Below are 24027 nucleotides of genomic sequence, written 5' to 3'. Positions count from 1 at the left end.
CCGCCGATCAACTCCCATTAGGCGGCCGGCGTGCTGTTCGACCCTCGCGGTGAGTTCGACTGGGCGGGTGGCGGCCCAGATATCGTCCCAGTCACGCTCGGCGGCGGCGAGCTCGGATCGAGTTAGGTCGTGATTGCGGGCTGCTGCAGCGAGCGCGGCGCGGACTTCGGGGTAAGCCAGACGGCTGGACAAAGCGGCGTCGCAGCCGTCCCATAGCGCGGACGCCAGCGAGCTGCCTGTCTCGGCGGTGAGAAGTTTGACGAAGGCGCTGGCGTCGAAGTAGACGAGCGGCACCGGTCAGCGCCGCTGGTCGCTGACCCGGTCAGCCACCGGCCGCCGCGGTCGAGGCCGCGACCTACCCGCTGCGACGGGCCGCCGCGCGTTGGCCTTGCCAATCACGCCTTCGGCCGTCAGACGCTCCAAGGTGCCTGCGCTGTCCAGCCCAGCGAGTCGCGCAGCCAGCTCTTCCGGGTCGAGGGGGAGCTGTCCGAGTTGGCCGAAAGCGTTGTGCCTCAATGGCATTGGTGCGTATGGCGTGGCATCAGCATCACAGCGACGGTTTCCTGGTGCAGGTCCCAGAAACTGGCGCCGGAATCCCGGCGGGCTGTGCCTAAAAATTGTGTCCGAGGGGGGACTTGAACCCCCACGCCCGTTAATAGGGCACTAGCACCTCAAGCTAGCGCGTCTGCCATTCCGCCACTCGGACCTGTGTGGGCAGCTAAGGCTATCGGATTCTGCGTGCCGGACCCAAGTTGCCTCTCGGTTGTTCGCCGAGCGCTCGTCACCTGCCGCCACCCACAATGGTAGGAAAGGGACTTGTGACAGGTGCGATCGATGAGGTGGTCGACCTCGTCAGCGCGTTGATTCGCTTCGACACGTCCAACACCGGCGATCCCGCCACCACCAAAGGCGAGCGCGAGTGCGCCCAGTGGGTGGCGCAACAGCTCGACGAGGTTGGCTACGAGGCGCAGTACATCGAGGCGGCCCCGGGCCGGGCCAACGTGTTCGCCCGCCTGCCGGGTAAGGATTCCAGCCGCGGCGCGCTGATGATCCACGGACATCTCGACGTGGTGCCCGCCGAGCCGGCCGACTGGAGCGTGCACCCGTTCTCCGGCGCGGTCGAGGACGGCTACGTGTGGGGTCGCGGAGCGGTCGACATGAAGGACATGGTGGGCATGACGCTCGCGGCCGCCCGGCACTTCAAGCGCAACGACATCGTGCCGCCGCGCGACCTGGTGTTCGCGTTCGTGGCCGACGAGGAGGCCGGCGGCACGTACGGCTGCAAGTGGCTCGTCGAGCACCGCCAAGACCTGTTCGATGGCGTCACCGAGGCCATCGGCGAGGTCGGCGGCTTCTCGCTGACCGTGCCGCGCAAAGACGGCGGCGAGCGCACGCTGTATCTGATCGAGACGGCCGAGAAGGCCATGATGTGGATGCGGCTGACCGCGCGCGGCCGAGCGGGTCACGGCTCGATGATCCACGACGACAACGCGGTTACCGCGGTGGCCGAGGCGGCGGCGAAACTCGGCAGGCACCAGTTCCCGATTGTGATGACGGACGCAGTCGAGCAGTTCCTGCAAGCCGTCTCCGAGGAGACCGGCTACACCTTCGACTGGACCTCACCGGACATCGACGGCGCGGTGGCCAAGCTCGGCTCGATCGCCAAGATCCTCGGCGCCACGCTGCGCGACACGGCCAACCCCACCATGCTCAAGGCCGGTTATAAGGCCAACGTCATACCGGCCACCGCCGAGGCCGTCGTCGACTGCCGGATCCTGCCCGGCCGGCTCAAGGCATTCGAGAAGGAGGTCGACGAGCTGATCGGCCCCCACGTCAGTCGCGAATGGATCGTCAACCTGCCCTCCTACGAGACGAGCTTCGACGGTGAGCTGCTTGACGCGATGAACGCGGCGCTGTTGACCGCGGACCCCGATGCCAGAACCGTGCCCTACATGCTGTCGGGCGGCACAGACGCAAAACACTTCGCGCGCTTGGGAATTCGTTGCTTCGGCTTTGTGCCGCTGCGGCTGCCACCCGATCTCGATTTCGCGTCGCTGTTCCACGGCGTCGACGAGCGGGTACCCGTCGAGTCGTTGAAGTTCGGCGCCCAGGTGCTCGAGCACTTCCTGCTGAACTGTTGAACTGATGCACTGCTGACAGAAAGGACCTCTGATGGCGTTTCCGTACAACCCGTACGACTTCCTGCCGAAGCTGCCGATGTTCACGCTCACGTCCGACGACATTCAAGACGGCCAACCGCTGAAAACGCCTCAGGTAAGCGGCATCATGGGCGCCGGCGGTGAAGACGTCTCGCCGCAGCTGAGCTGGTCCGGCTTCCCCGAAGAGACCCGCAGTTTCGCAGTAACCGTGTACGACCCCGACGCGCCCACCGCCTCGGGCTTCTGGCACTGGGCTGTGGCGAACCTGCCCGCCACGTGCACCGAGCTGCCCAGCGGCGTAGGGGACGGCAGTGAATTGCCAGGAAGCGCAATCACTTTGGTCAATGACGCGGGGATGCGCCGCTACGTCGGCGCCGCTCCGCCGCCCGGCCACGGCACCCACCGGTACTTCGTCGCGGTGCACGCCGTCAAGGTCGAGAAGCTCGAACTCGACGAGGACGCCAGCCCCGCCTACCTGGGCTTCAACCTGTTCATGAACGCGATCGCGCGAGCCGTCATCCACGGCACCTACGAGCAGAAAGAGGGCTAACGGCGCGCCGCCGAGCCCACCGCCTCGGCCAGATTCGCGAACCCGCCCTCGCGCAACCGCTGCGCGAGGCCGTCGTGAATGTGCTTGGCCCACAAGCCGCCGCCGTAGACGAACCCGGTGTAGCCCTCCAGCAGAGACGCCCCGGCGGTGATGCGCTGCCACGCGTCATCGGCGGTCTCGATGCCGCCGACGCTCACCAGTGCCAACCGGTCGCCGACGCGCGCGTACAGCCGTTGCAGCACCTCCAGCGAGCGCGAGGCCAACGGTGGCCCGGACAGCCCGCCCTCGCCGAAGTCGTGACGGACCGTGGTGTTGGTGGCGACGATCCCGGCCAGGCCGAGTTCGACGGCAAGGTCGGCGACCTGGTCCACCGCGGCGTCGGACAGGTCCGGTGCGATCTTCACCAGCATCGGCGTCGTCGTCTCCGCTTGCACAGCGGCCAGGATCGGCCGCAGCGCCTCCACCGCTTGCAGGTCGCGGAGGCCCGGGGTGTTGGGCGAGCTGACGTTGACGACCAGGAAGTCGGCAAGCGGACCGACCAGCCGCGCGCTGGCGCGATAATCGGCGACCGCGTCGTCGGCAACCTTCGTCTTGCCGATGTTGACCCCGATCGGCACATCGGGCACATGGCGGGCGAGTCGCGCGGCCAGCGCGCCGGCGCCCTGGTTGTTGAACCCCATGCGGTTCACCAGCGCCCGCTGCGCGGGCACCCGGAACAGCCGCGGCGCCCGGTTGCCGGGCTGCGGGTGCGCGGTGACGGTGCCCACCTCGGCGAAACCAAAGCCCAACGCACCCCACACGTCCAGCCCGGTGCCGTCTTTGTCGAAGCCGGCGGCCAAGCCGAGGGGAGCGGGGAACCGTACCCCGAACACCGTCGACGCCAGCACCGGGTCAGACGGCGCCAAAAGCCGGCGCAGCCCATGGCGCAGCGGCCCGACACTTATCGCGGCTCGCAGCAGCCAGAACACCCACGTGTGAATCCGCTCGGCGGGCACCAAGAACATCACCCGCCGCATCGCGCGGTACAGCATTACATCCCCGGCTGGTCGGTGGGTCGTTCAGTCTTGCGGCGCCGCAGCAGGACTCGTCGGCTGCCGTCGGTGTACAGCCGAACCCGGGTCAGTTCCCAGCCGCGGTATTCGGCTTCGATCGACAGTCGCGTCGACGCACTCAGACGGGTGACGTCAGGGGGCAGCCGCAGCGGAACCCATTCGTAGTCGTCGGACATCTCGACGTCCCAGCCGGCCAAGGTCATCGCCGCCGCCCTGCGTCCGGGATCACCTGCACGCCATCTCCGCTGGCCGACGCCACGTACAGGGTGCCGGTGGCGTCGTCGAAAGCCAGCACATCGGGTTGTCGCACGGTGGGGTAACGCACCTTCTCCACAGGTATTCCGGTGGCCAGATCGTAACCAACGACGACGTTGGCCGCGGTCAATGACACCCAGGCCAGGGTACGGGTCCCCGCTAAGCCATAAGGGGCGTCGGGAACGGGGTAGCGCTGCCGCAGCATCAGCGGGTCCGTGCCGAACACCAGCAGTGCGCCGCCGCGCGTGTCCGCCACCAGAACCCGGCCCACAGGGTCAGCAGCCAGTGTGGTGGCGCCCTCGCCGGCACGCAGCGCGTGCTGCGCCTTGCGGCCGTCGGGGTCGATGGTGGTTACCGACGTCTGTCCCCGGTCCAGCACGACGGCCGTATTGCCTTGTGTCACAAGGGCATCGACGCGGGCGAAGATCTTAACCGAAGCCGCAACGGTGGCGTCGGAGTTCAGGGTGTAGACGGCGCCGTCGGCACTGCCGAGCACGATCCGGCCGTCGCTACGCAGGCCGATCGCGGTGAATTCGGTGTCGTCGTGCCCCGTCACGCCGGTGCGGGTGACCGCTCCGGCGCGCACGTCGAGACGCAGGTATCCGCCACGGGCCGACAGGTACACCGCGCCGCGGCCGTCGCCGGTGAGTGCCGTCGCCGCACTGGGCAGCTGCACAAACCGGACCGGCCCGCTTGTCACCACAGCGAGCCGGTCACCGGACAGCACCACCAGTGACCCCGCCGCCGCGTCGAAGACCGCGGCCCTGGCGTTGAGCGGCACCGGACGCACCTGTCCCGTCGGAGCAGAAATGGTGGCAGGGGACACCGCCGGGCCTGCCGGTGCGATGGTGGGCGGCGGTCTGCCGACTGAGCCGGACGAGCAAGCGCTCAGCATCACCAGGCACACCGCAGCGCCGACCACCCGACGGAGACGTTTAGCGCCTCTCATCATCGGGTAGGCCTGCGAGGTGGCAACGATGCTGACAACGACCGGCCAGTCTATTCACGTCGGCGAAATGGTCGTCTGATGGCTCTCGCAGTCCACCGCGAGTGTCCTCGCGACGAAATTGTCTTCGATGAGGTGATGGCCGGAGTCCATGCCAATGGTTTCGGTCGGCTCGACGACGGCCGCAGCTTTGCGTTCTACTGCATGCGCAACGAGCTGGTGGTCGAGGTGTACCGGCCACGCATCGCCGGTCCGGTGCCGCAGCCTGAAGATGTGGTGGCGACGGCCACCCGTCGGCTCACCGGCATCGACGTCACCGACGAGCGCAGCCTTATCGCGGCCGTGCGGGATGCGGTAGCCGACGCACAGCCAGTTCGCTAGCTGCTGCAGGTACGGTCGTCGGCGTGGAACCGACGGCTATGTCTTGGGCGCAAGTGGTGTTCTTGGCCGTCGTGCAGGGGTTGACGGAGTTTCTGCCGATCTCTTCGTCGGGCCATCTCGCGATCGCGTCCCGGGTGTTCTTCGCCGACGACGCCGGCGCATCGTTCACGGCGGTCACCCAGCTCGGCACCGAGTTGGCGGTGCTGGTCTACTTCGCCCGCGACATCTGGCGCATCCTCAAGGCATGGCTCGACGGGCTGGTCGTCAAGGCGCACCGCGACCGGACCGGCTACCGGATGGGCTGGTACGTCATCATCGGCACCATTCCGATCTGCGTGCTGGGGGTGCTGTTCAAGGACGAGATCCGCACCGGGGTGCGCAACTTGTGGGTGATCGCGGCCGCGCTCGTCGTGTTCTCCGCGGTGATCGCCGCGGCGGAGTACGTCGGGCGCCAAACCCGCCACGCCGAGCAGCTGCGCTGGGGTGACGCGCTGATCGTCGGCCTTGCGCAGTGCCTGGCTTTGGTGCCAGGCGTGTCGCGATCGGGGGCGACGATCAGCGCCGGCCTGTTCCTCGGCCTGGATCGAGACTTGGCCGCACGCTTCGGGTTTCTGCTCGCCATTCCCGCAGTGTTCGCGTCGGGATTGTTCTCGCTGCCCGATGCGTTCAAACCCGTCCACGAGGGGATGAGCGCCACGGGTGCGCAGCTGGCGGTGGCGGTGGTGATTGCCTTCGTGGTCGGCCTGGCCGCCATCACGTGGCTTCTGCGGTTTCTGGTCCGCCACAGCATGTACTGGTTCGTCGGCTACCGGGTGCTCGTCGGGGCGGCGGTGCTGGTGCTGCTGGGCACCGGCGTGGTGTCCGCGACGTGACAGTCATCCTGCTGCGCCATGGCCAGTCGACGTCCAACACCGCCCACGTGCTGGCGGGCCGGTCCGAGGGCGTGGATCTCGACGAGCACGGGCGCCATCAGGCCGACGCCGTCGTAGGCCGGCTGTCGTCGCTGCCGATCCGCGCACTGGTGTCCTCGCCGCTGCTGCGCTGCGTGCGCACCCTGGAGCCCCTGGCCGCGGCGCTCGGCATCGAGCCGGTGCTCGACGAGCGGCTCGCCGAGGTGGACTACGGCCAGTGGACCGGTCGCAAGCTGGGGGAGCTGGTCAAGGAGCCGCTGTGGAAGGTGGTGCAGGCCCAGCCCAGCGCCGCGGTGTTCCCCGACGGCGAGGGGCTGGCGCAGGTCCAGGCCCGGGCGGTGGCCGCGGTCCGCGAGCACGACAAGCGGCTGGCCGACGAGCACGGCCGTGACACGCTGTGGGTCGCTTGCACGCACGGCGACGTGATCAAGGCCGTGGTGGCCGACGCGCTGGGCACGCACCTAGACAGCTTCCAGCGCATCGTCGCCGACCCCGCGTCGATGAGCGTGATCCGCTATACGCCACTGCGCCCCTTCGTGTTGCACGTCAACCACACTGGCGCTGACCTGGCCGCGGCTCTGACGGCACCGCCGTCCGACGGCGAGGTACCCGCCTCCGATGCCGTGGTGGGTGGCTCCACCGAATAGCGAACCGACGCACCGGCGCAACTACGGCGCAGCAGCATCTACCGGTATTTTGGATATGTCATGGCCCGCGCTATTCATGTGTTCCGCTCACCCGACCGCTTCGTGGCCGGGACCGTCGGCCAGCCCGGAAACCGGACGTTCTACCTGCAGGCCGTGCACGATTCCCGCGTCGTGTCCGTCGTGCTGGAAAAGCAGCAGGTGGCCGTGCTGGCCGAGCGAATCGGGGCGCTGCTCACCGAAGTTCACCGCCGTTTCGGCACGCCCATACCGCCGGACACCGGCGAGGTGGAGGACCTCAGCCCGCTGATCACACCGGTAGACGCCGAATTCCGGGTCGGCACCATGGGACTGGGCTGGGACTCGGAGGCGCAGACCGTCGTGGTGGAACTGCTGGCGGTCACCGACACCGAGTTCGACGCGTCGGTGGTGCTCGACGACGCGGAAGAGGGTCCCGACGCGGTGCGCGTGTTCCTGACGCCGGAGTCGGCCCGCGAATTCGCCGCCCGGTCGCACCGCGTCATCTCGGCGGGTCGTCCGCCGTGCCCGTTGTGTGACGAGCCGTTGGATCCGGCCGGCCATATTTGCGTGCGCACCAACGGTTATCGCCGAGGCGCATTGGCTGATGACGCCGAGTCCTGACGACGTCCAGGCACTGCAGGCTGGCGAGCTGACGGTCATCGGACGCATCCGCTCGGCGAGCAATGCGACCTTCTTGTGCGAGGCGGACCGCTGCGGACATCGAGTGCACTGCGTGTACAAACCGGTCGCCGGGGAGCAGCCGCTGTGGGACTTCCCCGACGGCACCTTGGCCGGCCGAGAAGTCGGTGCCTACTTGGTGTCGGAAGCTTTGGGCTGGAATATCGTGCCGCACACCATTATTCGCGATGGCCCTGCCGGGCGCGGCATGGTGCAGCTGTGGATCGAGGAGCCCGGCGACACCTCGACAGACACCACACGCAGCACACCCGACCCCGTCGATCTGTTCCCGGCTGACAAGGTGCCCGCCGGTTATCTGCCGGTGCTGCGCGCGTACGACTACGCCGGCGACGAAGTCACGCTGGTGCACATCGACGACGCCAGACTGTTCCGCATGGCGGTGTTCGACGTGCTGATCAACAACGCCGACCGCAAGGGCGGCCACATCCTCGTCGGCTTGGACGGCAACCTGTACGGGGTCGATCACGGCGTGAGCCTGCACACCCAGGACAAGCTGCGCACGGTGCTGTGGGGGTGGGCCGGCAAGCCGATCGACGACGACCTGCTGACCGCCGTCGAACAGTTGCGCGTCGCCGTCGACGGCAGCCTCGGGCGCGCCCTGCGCGGGCACATCACCCGCCAGGAGGTGGTCGCGCTGCGTCGGCGCGCAGAGGCGCTGCTGGACAATCCGGTGATGCCGACGCCGGACCGACGGCGGCCCATCCCGTGGCCCGCGTTCTAACGCGGCTGCCACGCGCCATCCCTACCGAAGTGCGGCCTCGCGGTCCGCGGCGTCGATCTGGTCGTGGAAGCGTTTGTGGACCCAATGACGTTCGCCGAGCAGTGAAATCTGAGCCCAGCGGCCCGTCACCGGCCCGAGCTGCGTCTGGCGCGGCATGGTGCCCAGCAGACGCCGGGGCTTGGCGCCACCGGAGAACTTGGTGCTGTCCAGGACATAGATGGCCTCCGGCGTGACTGCCACGCACCGGTATTTGATCCACGGAATGGTCAGTCCCGTCAGGTAGGCGATGACGAAGAACGCGAAGTGGGGTGCGGCCTGGCAGATGAACGCCTGCCGTATGTCGCTGCCCGCGGGCAGGAACGGTGTCGCGCGCTCCACCAGGTCTTTGCGCGGCTGGGGCGAGTGTGTTTGAGCGGTCATGAAGTGACTCCTCGTGAGGATGCTGCTGCTTGGTCGAGGCCGCGAGGCGTGGTGTGACGGCGATGACAAGCCGCTTCTCCTCGCGCGTCGGCGTGACGCCGTCAGCCAGATTGTGCCGCGTGCTTGACCCGGGCGGTCAGCAATACTGGCAGGCGTGCCCCTTTCCGACGCGGCGCTGGCCGCCGAGCTCGCAGACGCGGCCGGGAAACTGCTCCTGGACGTCCGCGACGAGTACGGGTTCAGCGATCCGTGGGAGTTAGGGGCGGTCGGCGACAAGCGCGCGAACGCGTTGATCCTCGAGCGGCTGCACGACGAACGGCCCGACGACGGCGTGCTCAGCGAGGAAGCACACGACAATCTGCGCCGGCTGAAAAAGGACCGCGTCTGGATCGTCGACCCGCTCGACGGCACTCGCGAGTTCTCGATCCGTGGCCGTGACGACTGGGCGGTGCACGTGGCGCTGTGGCAGCGCGACGGCGAGATCACCGACGCAGCCGTTGCGCTACCCGCGCAGGGCGAGCTGTACCGCAGCGACGCCGTCACGTTCGACGCGCGCGAGCCAGTTGCCGGCCGGCCCATCCGGATCGCCGTCAGCTCGACCAGGCCGCCTGCGCTTCTCTACTGGATGAGCAGCGTGGTGGACATCGAGATGGTGCCCATCGGCTCCGCGGGAGCCAAAGCGATGGCGGTGGTCCGCGGCGACGTCGACGCCTACCTGCATGCCGGCGGCCAGTGGGAGTGGGACAACGCCGCGCCAGCGGGCGTGGTGCTCGCCGCAGGTCTGCACGCGTCGCGCCTGGACGGTTCGGCGCTGCGTTACAACCAGTTCGACCCCTACTTGCCGGACTTCCTGATGTGTCGGCCAGAAGTGGCGCCCACGCTGCTGGAGGCGATCCGGCGAGTCGTCTGGTAATCGGCCCGGCTTACTCTCGACGGCATGCAATCGTGGTCCTCCGCCCCGGTTCCGGTGCTCCCGGGCCGCGGGCCAGAACTTCGGTTGTACGACAGCTCTGATCGTCAGGTCCGCCCGGTCACCGCAGGTCCGACCGCGACGATGTACGTCTGCGGCATCACGCCCTACGACGCCACACACCTGGGCCACGCGGCGACATACCTGGCGTTCGATCTCGTACATCGCCTCTGGCTCGACGCCGGCCACGACGTGCATTACGTGCAGAACGTCACCGACGTCGACGATCCGCTGTTCGAGCGAGCACACCGCGACGGCGTGGGCTGGCGGGAGCTCGGCGACCGGGAGATCGACCTGTTCCGCGACGACATGGCGGCGCTGCGGGTGCTGCCGCCGCGCGAGTACGTCGCCGCGACAGAGGCCATCGAGGAAGTGGTCGAGGTCGTCGAGAAGCTGCTGGCATCGGGCGCGGCCTACATCGTCGACGATCCCGACCATCCCGACGTGTACTTCCGCGCGGACGCCACAGCGCAGTTCGGCTACGAGTCCGGCTATGACCGCGAAACCATGAAGCGGTTGTTCGCCGAGCGCGGTGGTGACCCCAACCGCCCCGGCAAGGCCGACGAACTCGACGCGCTGCTGTGGTCGGCCCCGCGGGCAGGCGAGCCGAGCTGGCCGGCGCCGTTCGGGCCCGGCCGACCCGGGTGGCACGTCGAATGCGCGGCGATCGCGCTGTCGCGCATCGGCACCGGCCTGGACATCCAGGGCGGCGGGTCGGACCTGATCTTCCCGCACCACGAGTTCTCGGCCGCCCACGCCGAATGCGTCACGGGGGAGCGGCGTTTCGCGCGTCACTACGTGCACGCCGGCATGATCGGCTGGGCCGGGCACAAGATGAGCAAGAGCCGCGGCAACCTCGTTTTGGTCTCTCAATTGCGCGCCGACGGCGTCGAACCCGCCGCAATCCGGCTGGGGCTGTTGGCGGAGCACTATCGGTCAGACCGAGAGTGGAGCGCCGACGTTCTCGCCGACGCGCAGGCCAGACTGGCCCGCTGGCGCCAAGCGGTCGCCCTGCCGACGGGACCGGATGCCGCCGACGTCCTCGGTCGTGTTCGCCGATACCTCGCCGACGACCTGGACACCCCGAAAGCCCTTGCAGCCCTTGATGGTTGGGCCACCGACGCGCTGGAGTACGGCGGCCGCGACGCGCAGGCACCGGCGACTGTCCGCGCGATTGCCGACGCGCTGCTGGGGGTCGAGTTGTAGATTCACCGCCATGAGCTCGGTGAACGGCAAGGTGGTGTTCATCACCGGCGGAGGCAACGGCATCGGGGCGGCGGTCGGGCGTCTGCTGCATCGCAAAGGCGCCAAGGTGGTGCTGGCCGACGTCGACGAGGCGGCCCTGCACGATGTGAGCGCCGACCTGGACGGTGACCGCGTGCTGACGCTTCTCGCCGACGTCCGTGACCTCGCTCAAATGGAAGCCGCGGTCAGCCGGGCCGTCGATCGCTTCGGGGGCGTCGACGTCGTCTTGGCAAACGCCGGGATCGCAACGTACGGGTCGGTGCTGAACATGGATCCTGCGGCGTTTCGGACCCTGATCGACGTCAACGTCGTCGGCGTCTTCCATACCGTGCGCGCCGCACTCCCATCGGTCATCGAACGCAAGGGCCATGTGCTGGTCGTGTCGTCGGGTGCGGCCTATCTCGCCGCGCCCGGGATGGTCCCGTACGACACGTCGAAGGCCGGCGTAGAACACTTCGCCAACGCGCTTCGGCTCGAGCTGGCGCCGCAGGGCGTCACCGTGGGCTCCGCGCACATGCTGTGGATCGACACGCCTCTGGTGCGCGAGAGCAAGGAGCTGTCCAGCGCCCGCGAGATGATCGATTCCCTACCGGGACCGCTGCGCAAGACCACGTCCGTCGACAAGTGCGCGGACGCCTTCGTCAAAGGCATCGAGACCCGCAAGGCCCACGTCAACGTGCCGGGCTGGCTGGGCCTGTTCCGCTGGCTCAAGCCGCTGCTGTCCACGCCCGCTGTCGAGGCGCAGCTGGTCAAGCGGTCGGCTCACCTCATTGCCAAGATGGACGCGGAGGTGGCGGCGATGGGCCGTTCGCTCAGCGCGCGCACCGAAGCCCTGGAGAAGCGCGCCTAGCTTCTAGCGTCCGCGACGGCGCAGATACCGCTCGAACTCGGCGGCCAGCGTGTCGCCGTCGACCTTGGATAGCGCCTCGTTCATGTCCACCTGGGCGTCGCCGCGCTCTTCGAGCTGGGCGACGTACTCGGCGATCTCCTCGTCGTCGGAGGTCATCTCGGTGACCGCGGCCTCCCACTCTTCGGCCTGCGCGGGCAGGTCGGCCAGCGGAACCTCCACGTCCAGCACGTCTTCGACCCGGCGCAGCAGGGCGACCGTTGCTTTCGGGTTCGGCGGCTGCGACACGTAGTGGGGGACCGCCGCCCAGAACGTCACCGCCGGAATTCCGGCCTGCACGCACGCGTCCTGGAACACCCCCGCGATTCCGGTCGGGCCCTCGTAACGGGTTTCCTCGAGCCCGAAGAACCGCGCGGACTCCGGCGAGTAGGCCGCGCCGGACACCGGCACGGGACGCGTATGCGGAGTGTCAGCCAGCAGCGCCCCGAGGATCACCACCGTCTGCACATTGAGTTTGTCGGCGATTGCCAGCAGTTCGGCGCAGAAGGTCCGCCACCGCATGTTGGGCTCGACGCCGTGCATCAGCACTACGTCGCGGTCACTGCCAGGTGGCCGGCAGTGCGAAATCCGCATCGACGGCCACACCAGCTCGCGGGTGACACCGTCCACCTGCCGGATCACCGGGCGGTTGACCTGGTAGTCGTAGTAGGCCTCGTCGTCGATCTCGATGATCAGCTCGGCTTCCCAGATTGAGTCGAGGTGCTCCAAGGCGTCGCTGGCCGCGTCGCCGGCGTCGTTCCACCCTTCGAACGCCGCTACCACGACCGCGTCATGCAATTCGGGCAGTTGGAAACCTCCGGTAGCCTCGGACGGGGTCATAAGTTCAGCGTAGAGCGTGTTTCGCCGGCGCGAGCGTCTTGACCGAATACTCAATTTGCTAGGCCGACTACCCTGTTATCGTGCCCCTTTCGCCTCGCAACTATGACACCGACCTGCTCACGACACTCTCCGAGAGGGTCGTCGTAGGCGACGGCGCGATGGGCACCATGCTCCAGGCTGCGGACCTGACGCTCGACGACTTCAAGGGGCTCGAGGGCTGCAACGAGATCCTCAACGACACCCGGCCGGACGTGCTCGAGCACATTCACCGCGCCTACTTCGACGCCGGCGCCGACGCAGTCGAGACGAACACGTTCGGCTGCAATCTGTCCAATCTCGGCGACTACGACCTCGCCGACCGAATCCGCGAGCTCTCCGAGAAGGGCACCGCGGTCGCGCGCCGCGTCGCCGACGAGATGAGCACGCCGGATCGGCGTCGCTACGTCCTCGGCTCCATGGGCCCCGGCACCAAGTTGCCGACGCTGGGCCACACCACCTTCGCTGCGATCCGCGACGCCTACATTCAGGCCGCCCTGGGCATGCTCGACGGTGGCGCCGATGCAATCTTGATAGAAACGTGCCAGGACCTGCTGCAGCTGAAGGCCGCGGTGCTGGGCGCACGACGGGCGATGGCGCAGGCCGGCCGGCACATCCCGGTGTTCACGCACGTGACCATGGAGACCACCGGCACGATGCTGCTGGGCAGCGAGATCGGCGCGGCGTTGACCGCGATCGAGCCGCTGGGCGTCGACATGATCGGGCTGAACTGTGCCACGGGCCCGGCCGAGATGAGTGAGCATCTTCGCCACCTGTCGCGGCACGCACGCACGCCGGTGTCGGTGATGCCGAACGCCGGCCTGCCGGTGCTGGGGGCCAACGGCGCCGAATACCCTTTGACGCCAGAGGAATTGGCTGAAGCGCTGTCGGGGTTCATCGCCGAGTTCGGGCTGTCGCTGGTCGGCGGCTGCTGCGGCACCACACCCGAACACATCCGCCAGGTCGCCGAGGCTGTGCGCAATGTGCAGCGCGCCGAGCGCCACGTGACCTATGAGCCGGGCGTGTCGTCACTGTATGCGGCGACGCCCTTCGCCCAGGACGCGTCCGTGTTGATGATCGGTGAGCGCACAAATGCCAACGGCTCCAAGGCTTTTCGCGAGGCGATGATCGCCGGGGACTATCAGCGCTGCCTGGACATCGCCAAAGAACAGACCCGCGACGGCGCTCACCTGTTGGACCTGTGCGTGGACTACGTCGGCCGCGACGGCGTCGCCGACATGACCGCGCTGGCCAGCCGGCTGGCGACGGCGTCTACGCTGCCGATCATGCTGGACTCCACCGAAACCCCCGTGCTGCAAGCGGGTTTGGAGCATCTGGGCGGGCGCTGTGCCATCAACTCGGTGAACTACGAGGATGGCGACGGCCCGGAGTCGCGGTTCCACAAGACCATGGAGCTGGTGGCCGAGCACGGCGCCGCGGTGGTCGCGCTGACCATTGACGAGGAGGGACAGGCCCGCACCGCCGAGAAGAAGGTCCAAATCGCCGAGCGGCTGATCGACGACATCACCGGCAATTGGGGTGTCGACGAGTCGTCGATCCTCATCGACTGCCTGACGTTCACCATCTGCACCGGCCAGGAGGAGTCGCGGCGCGACGGCGTCGAAACCATCGAGGCGATCCGGGAGTTGAAGAAGCGGCATCCCGACGTGCAGACCACGCTGGGCCTTTCGAACATCTCCTTCGGGTTGAATCCCGCGGCGCGGCAGGTGCTGAATTCGGTGTTTCTGCATGAGTGCCGCGAGGCCGGACTGGACTCGGCGATCGTGCACGCCAGCAAGATCCTGCCGATGAACCGGATTCCGGAGGATCAGCGCAACGTCGCATTGGATCTGGTGTACGACCGTCGGCGCGAGGGCTACGACCCGCTGCAGGAACTGATGCGCATGTTCGAGGGCGTGTCGGCGGCGTCGTCGAAGGAGTCGCGCGCTGCCGAGCTTGCGGCGCTGCCCGTGCTCGAACGACTGGCCAGGCGCATCGTCGACGGCGAACGCAACGGCCTGGAAGCCGACCTCGACGAGGCCATGCAGCTGAAACCGCCGTTGGACATCATCAACGACGATCTGTTGGCCGGCATGAAAACCGTTGGTGAGCTTTTCGGTTCGGGCCAGATGCAGCTGCCGTTCGTGCTGCAGTCCGCCGAGGTGATGAAGACCGCGGTCGCCTACCTCGAGCCGCACATGGAGAAATCCGAAGACGACGACGGCAAGGGCCGCATCGTGCTCGCCACGGTCAAGGGCGATGTCCACGACATCGGTAAGAATCTTGTCGACATCATCTTGAGCAACAACGGCTACGAGGTGGTGAACATCGGCATCAAGCAGCCGATCAACACGATTCTCGAAGTGGCGCAAGACAAACGCGCCGACGTCGTGGGCATGTCGGGCCTGCTGGTGAAGTCCACGGTGGTGATGAAGGAAAACCTCGAGGAGATGAACCAGCGCGGGGTGGCCGAGAAGTACCCGGTGCTCCTCGGTGGCGCGGCATTGACCCGCAGCTACGTGGAGAACGACCTGGCCGAGATCTACGAGGGCGAAGTGCATTACGCGCGCGACGCGTTCGAGGGCCTGCGCTTGATGGACCAGATCATGAGCGCCAAGCGCGGCGAAACCGTCAGCGTCGACCCCGCCGCCGCCCAGAAAGAAGCCGAGCGCAAGGCTCGCCACGAGCGGTCCAAACGCATTGCCGCCGAACGCAAAGCAAAGGAGACGCCGGTTGAGATACCGGCACGGTCGGACGTCGCCGAAGACGTCGAAGTGCCGGTGCCGCCGTTCTGGGGCACCCGGATCGTCAAGGGTGTGGCGCTGGCCGAGTACACGGGCCTGCTCGACGAACGCGCACTGTTTTCGGGCCAATGGGGATTGCGGGGCGTGCGCGGCGGCGAGGGACCGTCGTACGAAGACCTCGTCGAGTCCGAGGGCCGCCCGCGGCTGCGGTACTGGCTCGACCGACTGTCCACCGACGGCATCCTGGCACATGCCGCAGTGGTGTACGGCTACTTCCCGGCGGTGTCCGAGGGTGACGACGTCATCGTGCTCGAAGAGCCGAATCCTGATGCGCCCGAACGGTTCCGGTTCACGTTCCCGCGTCAGCAGCGTGGCCGGTTTTTGTGCATAGCCGACTTCATCCGGTCGCATGACCGTGCCCGCGAAGCCGCCCAAGTGGACGTGCTGCCGCTGCAGCTGGTCACCATGGGCCAGCCGATCGCGGACTTCGCCAACGAGCTGTTCGCATCGAACTCCTACCGCGACTACCTCGAAGTTCACGGCATCGGCGTGCAACTCACCGAGGCGTTGGCCGAGTACTGGCATCGGCGCATCCGCGAGGAACTGACGTTCACCGACCACGCGATGGCCGCAGAAGATCCCACGTCGGTCGAGGACTACTTCAAGCTGGGATATCGAGGTGCGCGGTTTTCGTTCGGCTACGGCGCCTGCCCGAACCTCGAGGACCGCACCAAGATGGTGGCGTTGCTCGAGCCCGAGCGCATCGGCGTCACGCTCTCCGAGGAGCTGCAGCTGCATCCCGAGCAGTCCACGGACGCGTTCGTGCTGCACCATCCCGAAGCCAAGTACTTCAACGTCTAGGTCTGGGATGCGCGCAGTTCTGTGGGACATGGACGGCACCCTCGTCGACTCCGAAAAACTTTGGGACGTCGCGATGCACGCGCTCTACGACCGTCTGGGCGGCACGCTGACGCCACAGGTTCGGGCGTCGACGGTCGGCGGCTCGGCGCAAGGCGTCATGCGGATCGTCTATGACGATCTCGGCCTGGAACCCGATCCGGTTCGGATGGCGGCCGACGCCGACTGGTTGCACGACGTCACCGGTGAGCTGTTCGCCCAGGGGCTGCCATGGTGCGAGGGTGCTCGGGAGCTGCTGGAGGCCTTGGCTTCTGAGCAGATACCGATGGCGTTGGTCACCAACACGCGCCGGTCGCTGACGGAGCAGGCGCTCAATAGCATTGGGCGCCAATACTTTTCGGCGACGGTCTGCGGCGACGAAGTGGCGGCGGGCAAGCCCGCACCCGACCCGTACGAGTTGGCCGCTGAACTGCTGGGCGAGTCGCCCGCCGACTGCCTGGCCATCGAGGATTCGGCGACGGGGGCAGCGTCGGCAGAAAGCGCTGGCTGTCCAGTGCTGGTAGTGCCCAACGACATCGACGTTCCGCGAGGCCCGCGGCGACGGCACGTCGCGTCACTCGCGGGGTTAGACGTGGTCGATCTGAAGGCGATCTACGACGACCTGGACAGCCAGTTCGGCGAACGTACGGCCTGAGCTCAGTACGTGCATTCGTTGTATTGGACCTCGGTGACGCGATGTCCGGCCGCCGCGGCGTCGACAGCGCCCTGAGCCGTCTTGGCGACGGCGGCGGCAGGCTGAGCCACGCCTTCCAGCGACACCAGCGCCACGCAGCCGTCCTGAACCACTGCGAGCAGGTCGCAGGGCGCGGAGCTGCCACCCATGCCGGGACCGGAGCTGCACACACCCAGTGTCGCGTTAATCGCATCGACCTCGCTCGCTGCGTGGTTGACCCAGACCGCGAAACCTCCGTTGGGCCAGCCGGTGCGGCCGTCGGGGTCGTAGGCGATGGCGGCCCACTCGCCCGGCGCGGCATGGGCTGTTGGCATCGCCGACGCCATGCACAGCGCCGTCCCCAGCAGGACACCACAACAAGCAACCCGTTTCATGTCGTCGTCCTTCCTGACGTGCGGTGGCGTGAGCCCGATATACCCCAGAATGGACCGCCGGACACCGGCGCGGTGATTGAATGACCTGACAACGTCGCATCGAAAGAGGCGTCTCATGACTGGTCACGGTCCGGTGGGGGATTCACCCGAAATCTTCTCCGAAGAGGAGGAGTTCGCCTCCGGCCGAAGCGCTGTCAGGATCGCGTCGGTAGCCGCCCTCGGCGGCTTGTTGTTCGGTTATGACAGCGCGGTGATCAACGGCGCGGTCGACTCGATCCAGAGGCACTTCCAGGTCGGCAACTACACGTTGGGCAACGCGGTGGCCTCCGCACTGCTCGGCGCGGCTTTGGGCGCAGTGACCGCTGGACGGATTGCCGACAGGATCGGCCGCATTGCTGTGATGAAGCTTGCGGCGGTGCTGTTTTTGATCAGCGCGATCGGCACCGGCTTAGCCGCCAGCGTATGGCTGGTGGTGCTGTTCCGGATCATCGGTGGCATCGGTGTGGGCGTCGCGTCGGTGATCGCCCCGGCGTACATCGCCGAGACGTCGCCGCCGAGTATTCGTGGCCGGTTGGGCTCGCTTCAGCAACTGGCGATCGTGTCCGGGATCTTTCTGTCGCTGGCGATCGACTGGGTGCTCGCCAATCTCGCCGGGGGTGCCGGCGAAGAACTCTGGTTCAAGCTTGAAGCGTGGCGGTGGATGTTCCTGCTCATGGCGGTTCCGGCAATCGTCTACGGCACGCTGGCGTTCACGATCCCCGAGTCGCCGCGTTATCTCGTTGCCACACATCGCGTTCCGGAGGCGCGTCGGGTACTGACGCGCCTGCTCGGTGCGAAGAACCTGGAGATCACCATCAACCGAATCCAGGAGACGTTGCGCGCCGAGAAGCCGCCGTCATGGCGAGACCTGCGCAAGCCGACGGGCGGCATCTACGGAATCGTCTGGGTCGGCCTCGGACTGTCGATCTTTCAGCAGTTCGTCGGCATCAACGTCATCTTCTACTACTCCAATGTGCTGTGGCAGGCCGTCGGGTTCGGCGAGGAGTCGTCGTTCACGATCACGGTCATCACGTCGATTACCAACATCTTGACCACGCTGATCGCGATCGCGTTGGTGGACAAGATAGGTCGCAAGCCGTTGTTGTTGATCGGCTCGACGGGCATGGCGGTCACGCTGGGCACGATGGCGGTGATTTTCGGAACTGCCGCGGTGGTCGACGGCAAGCCGCAACTGGGCGGCGTGACGGGTCCGATCGCGTTGATCGCCGCCAACTTGTTCGTGGTGGCGTTCGGCATGTCGTGGGGCCCGGTCGTCTGGGTGCTGCTCGGCGAGATGTTCCCGAACCGGATCCGCGCCGCTGCGCTGGGCCTCGCCGCCGCCGGGCAGTGGGTGGCCAACTGGCTCATCACGTTCACATTCCCACAGCTTCGCGACGTGCTGGGGCTTGCGTACGGGTTTTACGCACTGTGCGCAGTGGTGTCGCTGGTGTTCGTCTGGCGGTGGGTGGAGGAGACCAAGGGCAAGACACTAGAAGACATGCACGCCGAAGTCTTGCGGCACGAGCAAGCCGCCACCTGACAGATTCGATGCGTCGACTCTGCGGTGAGAGCGTCCTCTTCTCGAACGTTCGCGATCTGGACGCAGAGTCGAGATCAGTCAGGTGGGCGAAACGGCGGGAAAGGCGCGCTGCCCCAGCTGAATTGCGGCCATTGGCTTGGAAACTCGGGTCGCACAAAGTCGTCTTCATAGGGCGAGCAGCCGACGGTGTGGGCGATTTCGAGGACCGGACCGACGAGTTGGGTCAAGTCTGGAAAGTCGTGAGGTGCATGAACGGAAATCCTGCAGTGACCGACGATTCCTACCACGTCGTTGACGTAATGCCGAAGGAAAACGAACTCGCCAGGGCCCAGGCCGCTGACCTCCGATGCCATGCCGGGTTCGTAGGGGCCCTCGCCGGTGACCTCCTCGCGCAGTTCAGCCAAGGTCGTGGCGATGTCAGCGATCGGTCTGATGAACACACTCGCTCTCGGTTGTCCGGTAATACGGTCGAACCAACGGCATTCCAGCCCCTCGGGGTCCTCTAGTGGATATAGCGGATCGGCCTCGGGTCTCCAAAGGATGAACCGACTGACGTGGAGATACGGCTCAAGGATGGCCGTGATCCTGGCTAGGCGCTGAGTATAGGTACGTAACTCATCTGACATGCCAACTCCGCTACTTCGTACTTATCGGGTATGCCGTCATGACCTTGCCGTCGCTCGCGGAAATCACGACATGAACCTTCCACGTCGACGGGCCGGTGATTTCACCTCTGGCGTTGATGGGAAATATCGCTCGCTCCACCGCGAACGTGTCGTTGTCTTGTCGATACGTTACTGATTCTGGGTATGCCAGGGCTGCGCCAATTGTGTAATCCGCAACATTGCGCCAGTTGCCCATCCACGGGAACGTGAATGCCTGCCAATCGTCACCGTGCTTAGCGGCGATGTGCTCGAACCCGAATTTGTCGGTTCCGCAGTAGAGCTGGCTGTCACCGCTCGGCAGCGAGCGATAACCGGCGCTGAGCGGCGCTCGATTGAACGTGCGTACGACTTTGTTCGGATCAGCACCGCTGGCTTTGCATGCACCCCACACCTTCGGTTGGTAAGGCGGAAACGGCACCGGTGACGGAGGGGGCTCTGCCGGCAACGGGCCCTCACGAAATGTGAACCGGTGAAAGCCCACCGCCGATGGCATGAGTCGAGCGGCAACGGAGGCATCTGTTGCCGCCAATCCACGTGCGCTGGCCCAAATGTGATATGCCGACGTGCGTGCCTGCTGTTGCCGCGCGAGGTGCTCGCTAGGCGAAGCCGATTCTCGGGTATCCGACACGATGAGGTCGTCACTGACGCTGAAACCAGCCGCACGCGCAGACGCAATTGCATTCAGCGCGCGTTGTCGGGCGATGGCGACCTCGTCTGCTCCGGTGCGCGCAATTTCAGCCGCATCGTTGAGGGAGTCGACCGCGCGTAGAACTTGTCCGCGGTCAGCGTGCGCGCGCGTCCGTGCTGCATCGGCTGCGGCCCCTTCCCATTCGGTGCCTCCGGGCAAATGTGCCGCTCGATGCACGTTCGTGAAAGCGCGCTCCCAGGCTGAGCCGGTGCTGGCCAACTGCTGGGCGGCGACGAGAAGGTGGTTCGTATCCCAGCTTTCGATCTGCGTCAGGGTTGGCAGCAAGTTCGCAATGCTCTCGCCGAAGACTCTTCGATCGACCCGTAATCGCGGGCCGTCGTGGCCGCATGCTCGCTCGTCGCGGCCAACCTCTCGATGAGAGTGCGGTGAGCGGCGATCACAACGTTGTGCAATGCCGCGACCGCGGCCGTCGTCGGCTGGCATGTCGTGTGGAAGGCCATATCCGCTGACGTTGCGGCGAGCGCTTCCGCTTCGTGCAGACACTGCCGCGCAAAGATGTCCAGTCCGGCGATGTCGGCCGTGATCTTGTCCATGCTTCGAGCCTAAGAGCCGCAACCAGCAGCTCAAGACACTAATTCGGGGTGCTCCGCTGCAAACCGGCGTGACCCGATGTGGGCTCCCATGAAACAATCGCGACCCGTGAAGACGTTCGACGCGCTGTTCGCCGAGCTGAGCGAGAAGGCGCGTACCCGCCCAGCTGGCAGCGGCACCGTGGCCGCGCTCGAGCGCGGCATCCACGGGCTGGGGAAGAAGATTCTCGAAGAAGCCGGCGAGGTGTGGCTGGCCGCCGAACACCAAGGGGACGACGAGCTCGCCGAAGAGATCAGTCAGTTGCTGTATTGGACGCAGGTGCTGATGATCGCCCGCGGACTATCCCTCGACGACGTGTATCGGAAGCTGTAGATGCTACGAGTTGCCGTGCCCAACAAGGGCGCACTGAGCGAGCCGGCCACCGAGATCCTGGTCGAGGCCGGCTATCGGCGACGCAGCGACCCGAAGGATCTCACCGTCATCGATCCCGCCAACGACGTCGAGTTCTTCTTCCTGCGGCCCAAAGACATTGCGATCTATGTGGGTTCGGGTGATCTCGACCTCGGCATCACCGGCCGCGACCTCGCGCAGGAATCCCAGGCACCGGTGCGGGAACGGCTCGCGCTAGGGTTTGGTTCCTCGAGCTTCCGCTACGCCGCGCCGGCTGGCCGCGACTGGGCGGTGGCGGATCTCGCCGGCAAGCGCATCGCCACAGCTTATCCGAACCTGGTACGAAAAGATCTGTCCGACAAGGGAATCGACGCGACCGTCATCCGCCTCGACGGTGCGGTGGAGATCTCGGTGCAGCTGGGTGTCGCCGACGCGGTCGCCGATGTCGTCGGATCGGGCCGCACCCTGCGCAGCCACAACTTGGTGGCTTTCGGTGAGCCACTGTGTGATTCGGAAGCCGTGCTGATCGAGCGTGAAACGCCCGACGAGAACACGGCGGCTGCGCGCGATCAACTGGCGGCGAGGGTGCAGGGTGTCGTTTTCGGCCAGCAATACCTGATGCTCGACTACGACTGCCCGCGCCAGGTGCTCGACCGCGCGGCCGCGATAACACCCGGGCTCGAATCGCCGACCATCGCGCCACTGGCCGACCCGGACTGGGTGGCGGTGCGAGCGTTGGTGCCGCGTAAAGACGTGAACGCGATCATGGATCAGCTTGCCGGCATCGGCGCCAAAGCGATTCTGGCGTCCGATATCCGGTTCTGTCGCTTCTGAGCTGGCGCGGTGCTAGCGTCCCCGGGGTGAGCACGGCTGCGTTACTAGGACTTGCCGTCCTGCTCGGCGTCGTCGCCGGTCTGCGAGCGCTGACGGCCCCGGCGGTGATCAGCTGGGCGGCGTTCCTGAATTGGATTCCAGTGGACGACAAATGGTCGTTTTGGATGGCACATCCGATCACGGTTGCCGTCCTCACTGTGCTGGCGGTCGGGGAATTCGTCACCGACCAGCTGCCCAAGACCCCGAGTCGCAAGACCACACCCCAGTTCGCCACCCGACTGCTCACCGGCGCGTTCGCGGGCGCGGTCCTCGGTTCGGCATGGCATCACACCTTCGCCGCACTCGGGGCCGGGGTCATCGGCGCTGTGCTCGGCACGCTCGGCGGTTACGAGGCGCGTACTCGTTTGACTGCGAAAACCGGTGGCCGCGACCTGCCCATCGCAGTCGTCGAAGACGTGGTAGCCGTGGGCGGCGGCTTCCTCGTCGCCTACTTAGCCAGCCTTCTGTGACACAGAGGTTCGACGCGGTCGTCGTCGGCGCCGGACAGGCCGGACCGCCGCTCGCCGGCCGGCTCACCGACGCTGGCCAGACCGTTGCGGTGGTGGAGCGCAAGCACATTGGTGGAACGTGTGTCAACACCGGATGCATCCCCACCAAGACGCTGGTGGCTTCGGCGCACGCCGCACATCTCGCCCGCCGTGGCGATGACTACGGAGTCGGCACCGGCGTCGTCTGCGTCGACATGGCGAAGGTCAAGGCCCGCAAGGACAAGATCATGCTCGACGACCGGGCCGGTGTCGAGTCCTGGCTGGCAGACATGAACGGCTGCAACGTCATTCGCGGGCACGCTAGATTCGAAGATCCACACACTTTGCGCGTCGACGACGAACTGATCTCAGCCGACAGAATCTTTCTCAACGTCGGTGGGCGCGCCGCCGTGCCGGACATCCCCGGCTTGGCCGACGTCGACTACCTGACCAACGTCTCGATCCTCGAACTCGACGAGGTGCCAGAGCATCTCGTCATCATCGGCGGCAGTTACATCGCGCTGGAATTTGCGCAGATGTACCGGCGGTTCGGCGCCGAGGTGACGGTTGTGCAGCGTGGTGCGCGGCTCGCTGGCCGGGAGGACCCGGACGTGTCAGCCGCCATCAAGGACATCCTCGAGAGCGAAGGCATCGCAGTTGTGTTCGGCGCCAACGAAATTCGCGTCAGCCGCAACGGGAAGCGGCCTGCCGTGACTACGCGTGCCGGCGCCGAGCCGATCGTCGGCTCGCATCTGTTGCTCGCCGTCGGTCGTCAACCCAACACCGACGATCTACGCCTCGATCGTGCCGGAGTGCAGACGGACGGCCGCGGGTTCATTGTGGTGGACGACCAATTGCGCACGAACGTCGACCACATCTGGGCGATGGGCGACTGCAACGGCCGCGGCGCCTTCACGCACACGTCCTACAACGACTTCGAGATCGTCGCGGCCAACCTGCTCGACAACGACCCGCGGCGGGTCAGCGACCGGATTCCCACCTACGCCCTTTACGTCGATCCGCCGTTGGGGCGGGCGGGGCAAACCGTGACCGAGGTCCAGCAGTCGGGACGCAAGGCGCTGGTGGGTTTCCGGCCGATGACGAGGGTCGGCCGGGCGGTGGAGAAGGGCGAGACCCAAGGCTTCATGAAAGTGGTCGTCGACGCCGATACCCACGAAATTCTCGGTGCGGCGATCCTCGGCGTCGGCGGCGACGAGGTGATCCACGCGATCCTCGACGTGATGTCAGCCAAGGCGCCGTACGACACGCTCGCCCGCACCATGCACATCCACCCGACCGTCAGCGAGCTGCTACCGACGATGCTGCAGGAGATGACCCCGCTGTAGC

Annotated in this window: 27 protein-coding genes, 1 tRNA gene and 1 pseudogene; 17 read left to right on the top strand and 12 right to left on the bottom strand. The window is 66.6% G+C overall.

Annotated features, from left to right (window positions below; translation table 11 throughout):
- The 3 genes and pseudogenes from AC5Y39_RS20770 to AC5Y39_RS20760 form a co-directional block, all read right to left on the bottom strand.
- Positions 1 to 294, bottom strand: a 294-nt coding sequence (locus tag AC5Y39_RS20770; protein ID WP_500020875.1) for a PIN domain-containing protein, incomplete at its 3' end; no start/stop codon positions are given.
- A gap of 3 nt (positions 295 to 297) precedes the next feature.
- Positions 298 to 456: pseudogene (locus AC5Y39_RS20765) on the bottom strand (type II toxin-antitoxin system Phd/YefM family antitoxin); the annotation flags it as partial.
- 164 nt (positions 457 to 620) lie between these two features.
- Positions 621 to 706 (bottom strand) — tRNA-Leu (locus AC5Y39_RS20760).
- A gap of 94 nt (positions 707 to 800) precedes the next feature.
- On the opposite strand from AC5Y39_RS20760, the gene AC5Y39_RS20755 reads away from it, so the two are divergent.
- Both AC5Y39_RS20755 and AC5Y39_RS20750 read left to right on the top strand, forming a co-directional pair.
- On the top strand, positions 801 to 2141 hold the full coding sequence (locus AC5Y39_RS20755) for a M20/M25/M40 family metallo-hydrolase (protein ID WP_500020922.1): 1341 nt from the start codon (positions 801 to 803) through the stop codon (positions 2139 to 2141).
- Between the two features lie 31 nt (positions 2142 to 2172).
- Entirely contained in the window at positions 2173 to 2709 is a 537-nt protein-coding gene (locus AC5Y39_RS20750; protein ID WP_500020923.1) for a YbhB/YbcL family Raf kinase inhibitor-like protein, read from the top strand.
- Here AC5Y39_RS20750 and AC5Y39_RS20745 read toward each other — a convergent pair.
- From AC5Y39_RS20745 to AC5Y39_RS20735, 3 genes are read right to left on the bottom strand one after another with little or no spacing between them, the layout of a single operon-like run.
- A complete protein-coding gene (locus AC5Y39_RS20745) occupies positions 2706 to 3740 on the bottom strand; it encodes a quinone-dependent dihydroorotate dehydrogenase (RefSeq protein ID WP_500020925.1) in 1035 nt (344 codons plus the stop codon). The two genes, AC5Y39_RS20750 and AC5Y39_RS20745, sit on opposite strands and share 4 nt — an antisense overlap.
- On the bottom strand, positions 3740 to 3964 hold the full coding sequence (locus AC5Y39_RS20740) for a DUF5703 family protein (protein ID WP_499911705.1): 225 nt from the start codon (positions 3962 to 3964) through the stop codon (positions 3740 to 3742). Before AC5Y39_RS20740 ends, AC5Y39_RS20745 begins: the two co-directional genes overlap by 1 nt.
- Entirely contained in the window at positions 3961 to 4968 is a 1008-nt protein-coding gene (locus AC5Y39_RS20735) for a hypothetical protein (RefSeq protein ID WP_500020927.1), read from the bottom strand. Before AC5Y39_RS20735 ends, AC5Y39_RS20740 begins: the two co-directional genes overlap by 4 nt.
- 75 nt (positions 4969 to 5043) lie before the next feature.
- On the opposite strand from AC5Y39_RS20735, the gene AC5Y39_RS20730 reads away from it, so the two are divergent.
- From AC5Y39_RS20730 to AC5Y39_RS20710, 5 genes are read left to right on the top strand one after another with little or no spacing between them, the layout of a single operon-like run.
- Positions 5044 to 5343: a hypothetical protein gene (locus AC5Y39_RS20730; protein ID WP_500020929.1), complete on the top strand. Its 300-nt coding sequence runs from the start codon at positions 5044 to 5046 to the stop codon at positions 5341 to 5343.
- 38 nt (positions 5344 to 5381) lie between these two features.
- The gene (locus AC5Y39_RS20725; protein ID WP_500020995.1) at positions 5382 to 6215 is read left to right on the top strand and encodes an undecaprenyl-diphosphate phosphatase; all 834 of its coding nucleotides are present in this window, start codon (positions 5382 to 5384) and stop codon (positions 6213 to 6215) included.
- Positions 6212 to 6901, top strand: coding sequence for a histidine phosphatase family protein (locus AC5Y39_RS20720; RefSeq protein WP_500020931.1), 690 nt, complete (start codon positions 6212 to 6214; stop codon positions 6899 to 6901). Before AC5Y39_RS20725 ends, AC5Y39_RS20720 begins: the two co-directional genes overlap by 4 nt.
- 60 nt (positions 6902 to 6961) lie before the next feature.
- Positions 6962 to 7540 carry a DUF3090 domain-containing protein gene (locus AC5Y39_RS20715; RefSeq protein ID WP_500020933.1) on the top strand — a complete coding sequence of 193 codons (579 nt, stop codon included), beginning with the start codon at positions 6962 to 6964 and terminating at the stop codon, positions 7538 to 7540.
- A complete protein-coding gene (locus tag AC5Y39_RS20710) occupies positions 7524 to 8339 on the top strand; it encodes an SCO1664 family protein (protein WP_500020935.1) in 816 nt (271 codons plus the stop codon). Before AC5Y39_RS20715 ends, AC5Y39_RS20710 begins: the two co-directional genes overlap by 17 nt.
- A 21-nt stretch (positions 8340 to 8360) precedes the next feature.
- On the opposite strand, the gene AC5Y39_RS20705 is transcribed toward AC5Y39_RS20710, so the two are convergent.
- Complete coding sequence (locus AC5Y39_RS20705; RefSeq protein ID WP_500020937.1) at positions 8361 to 8759, bottom strand: hypothetical protein; 399 nt, start codon at positions 8757 to 8759, stop codon at positions 8361 to 8363.
- Between the two features lie 154 nt (positions 8760 to 8913).
- Between AC5Y39_RS20705 and AC5Y39_RS20700 the strand changes: the two genes are divergently transcribed.
- The 3 genes from AC5Y39_RS20700 to AC5Y39_RS20690 are packed head-to-tail and all read left to right on the top strand — an operon-like array spanning position 8914 to position 11824.
- Positions 8914 to 9672: a 3'(2'),5'-bisphosphate nucleotidase CysQ gene (locus AC5Y39_RS20700; RefSeq protein ID WP_500020939.1), complete on the top strand. Its 759-nt coding sequence runs from the start codon at positions 8914 to 8916 to the stop codon at positions 9670 to 9672.
- 24 nt (positions 9673 to 9696) lie between these two features.
- Positions 9697 to 10935 (top strand): cysteine--1-D-myo-inosityl 2-amino-2-deoxy-alpha-D-glucopyranoside ligase, encoded by a 1239-nt coding sequence (mshC, locus tag AC5Y39_RS20695; protein ID WP_500020941.1) that lies wholly within the window; start codon positions 9697 to 9699, stop codon positions 10933 to 10935.
- 10 nt (positions 10936 to 10945) lie between these two features.
- The gene (locus AC5Y39_RS20690; protein ID WP_500020943.1) at positions 10946 to 11824 is read left to right on the top strand and encodes an SDR family oxidoreductase; all 879 of its coding nucleotides are present in this window, start codon (positions 10946 to 10948) and stop codon (positions 11822 to 11824) included.
- Positions 11825 to 11827: 3 nt separating this feature from the next.
- On the opposite strand, the gene AC5Y39_RS20685 is transcribed toward AC5Y39_RS20690, so the two are convergent.
- Positions 11828 to 12700, bottom strand: a complete 873-nt coding sequence (locus AC5Y39_RS20685) for a PAC2 family protein (RefSeq protein WP_500020945.1) — start codon at positions 12698 to 12700, stop codon at positions 11828 to 11830.
- A gap of 80 nt (positions 12701 to 12780) precedes the next feature.
- On the opposite strand from AC5Y39_RS20685, the gene metH reads away from it, so the two are divergent.
- Positions 12781 to 16341 carry a methionine synthase gene (metH, locus tag AC5Y39_RS20680; RefSeq protein ID WP_500020947.1) on the top strand — a complete coding sequence of 1187 codons (3561 nt, stop codon included), beginning with the start codon at positions 12781 to 12783 and terminating at the stop codon, positions 16339 to 16341.
- A 7-nt stretch (positions 16342 to 16348) separates the two neighbouring features.
- The gene (locus tag AC5Y39_RS20675; protein ID WP_500020949.1) at positions 16349 to 17032 is read left to right on the top strand and encodes an HAD family hydrolase; all 684 of its coding nucleotides are present in this window, start codon (positions 16349 to 16351) and stop codon (positions 17030 to 17032) included.
- Positions 17033 to 17034: 2 nt separating this feature from the next.
- On the opposite strand, the gene AC5Y39_RS20670 is transcribed toward AC5Y39_RS20675, so the two are convergent.
- Positions 17035 to 17445 (bottom strand): hypothetical protein, encoded by a 411-nt coding sequence (locus tag AC5Y39_RS20670; RefSeq protein WP_500020951.1) that lies wholly within the window; start codon positions 17443 to 17445, stop codon positions 17035 to 17037.
- A gap of 115 nt (positions 17446 to 17560) precedes the next feature.
- Between AC5Y39_RS20670 and AC5Y39_RS20665 the strand changes: the two genes are divergently transcribed.
- Complete coding sequence (locus tag AC5Y39_RS20665) at positions 17561 to 19024, top strand: sugar porter family MFS transporter (RefSeq protein ID WP_500020953.1); 1464 nt, start codon at positions 17561 to 17563, stop codon at positions 19022 to 19024.
- Positions 19025 to 19098: 74 nt separating this feature from the next.
- Here the strand turns inward: AC5Y39_RS20665 and AC5Y39_RS20660 are convergent, their stop codons facing one another.
- The 3 genes from AC5Y39_RS20660 to AC5Y39_RS20650 are packed head-to-tail and all read right to left on the bottom strand — an operon-like array spanning position 19099 to position 20931.
- Positions 19099 to 19650 (bottom strand): DUF7956 family protein, encoded by a 552-nt coding sequence (locus AC5Y39_RS20660; RefSeq protein WP_500020954.1) that lies wholly within the window; start codon positions 19648 to 19650, stop codon positions 19099 to 19101.
- A gap of 10 nt (positions 19651 to 19660) precedes the next feature.
- Positions 19661 to 20662: a DUF4226 domain-containing protein gene (locus AC5Y39_RS20655; protein ID WP_500048282.1), complete on the bottom strand. Its 1002-nt coding sequence runs from the start codon at positions 20660 to 20662 to the stop codon at positions 19661 to 19663.
- Positions 20647 to 20931: a hypothetical protein gene (locus AC5Y39_RS20650; protein ID WP_499908099.1), complete on the bottom strand. Its 285-nt coding sequence runs from the start codon at positions 20929 to 20931 to the stop codon at positions 20647 to 20649. The genes AC5Y39_RS20655 and AC5Y39_RS20650 overlap by 16 nt, the downstream gene beginning before the upstream one ends.
- 88 nt (positions 20932 to 21019) lie before the next feature.
- Between AC5Y39_RS20650 and AC5Y39_RS20645 the strand changes: the two genes are divergently transcribed.
- From AC5Y39_RS20645 to AC5Y39_RS20630, 4 genes are read left to right on the top strand one after another with little or no spacing between them, the layout of a single operon-like run.
- Positions 21020 to 21301, top strand: coding sequence for a phosphoribosyl-ATP diphosphatase (locus AC5Y39_RS20645; protein WP_499908100.1), 282 nt, complete (start codon positions 21020 to 21022; stop codon positions 21299 to 21301).
- Positions 21302 to 22153, top strand: coding sequence for an ATP phosphoribosyltransferase (hisG, locus tag AC5Y39_RS20640; RefSeq protein ID WP_500020958.1), 852 nt, complete (start codon positions 21302 to 21304; stop codon positions 22151 to 22153).
- A gap of 26 nt (positions 22154 to 22179) precedes the next feature.
- The gene (locus AC5Y39_RS20635; protein WP_499949320.1) at positions 22180 to 22662 is read left to right on the top strand and encodes a DUF4126 family protein; all 483 of its coding nucleotides are present in this window, start codon (positions 22180 to 22182) and stop codon (positions 22660 to 22662) included.
- Positions 22659 to 24026, top strand: coding sequence for an FAD-containing oxidoreductase (locus AC5Y39_RS20630; RefSeq protein ID WP_500020960.1), 1368 nt, complete (start codon positions 22659 to 22661; stop codon positions 24024 to 24026). The genes AC5Y39_RS20635 and AC5Y39_RS20630 overlap by 4 nt, the downstream gene beginning before the upstream one ends.
- The last annotated feature ends 1 nt before the right edge of the window (position 24027 follow it).

This window comes from Mycobacterium sp. NGS39, from assembly GCF_059812765.1.
This window is presented reverse-complemented; position numbering and strand designations above follow the sequence as displayed.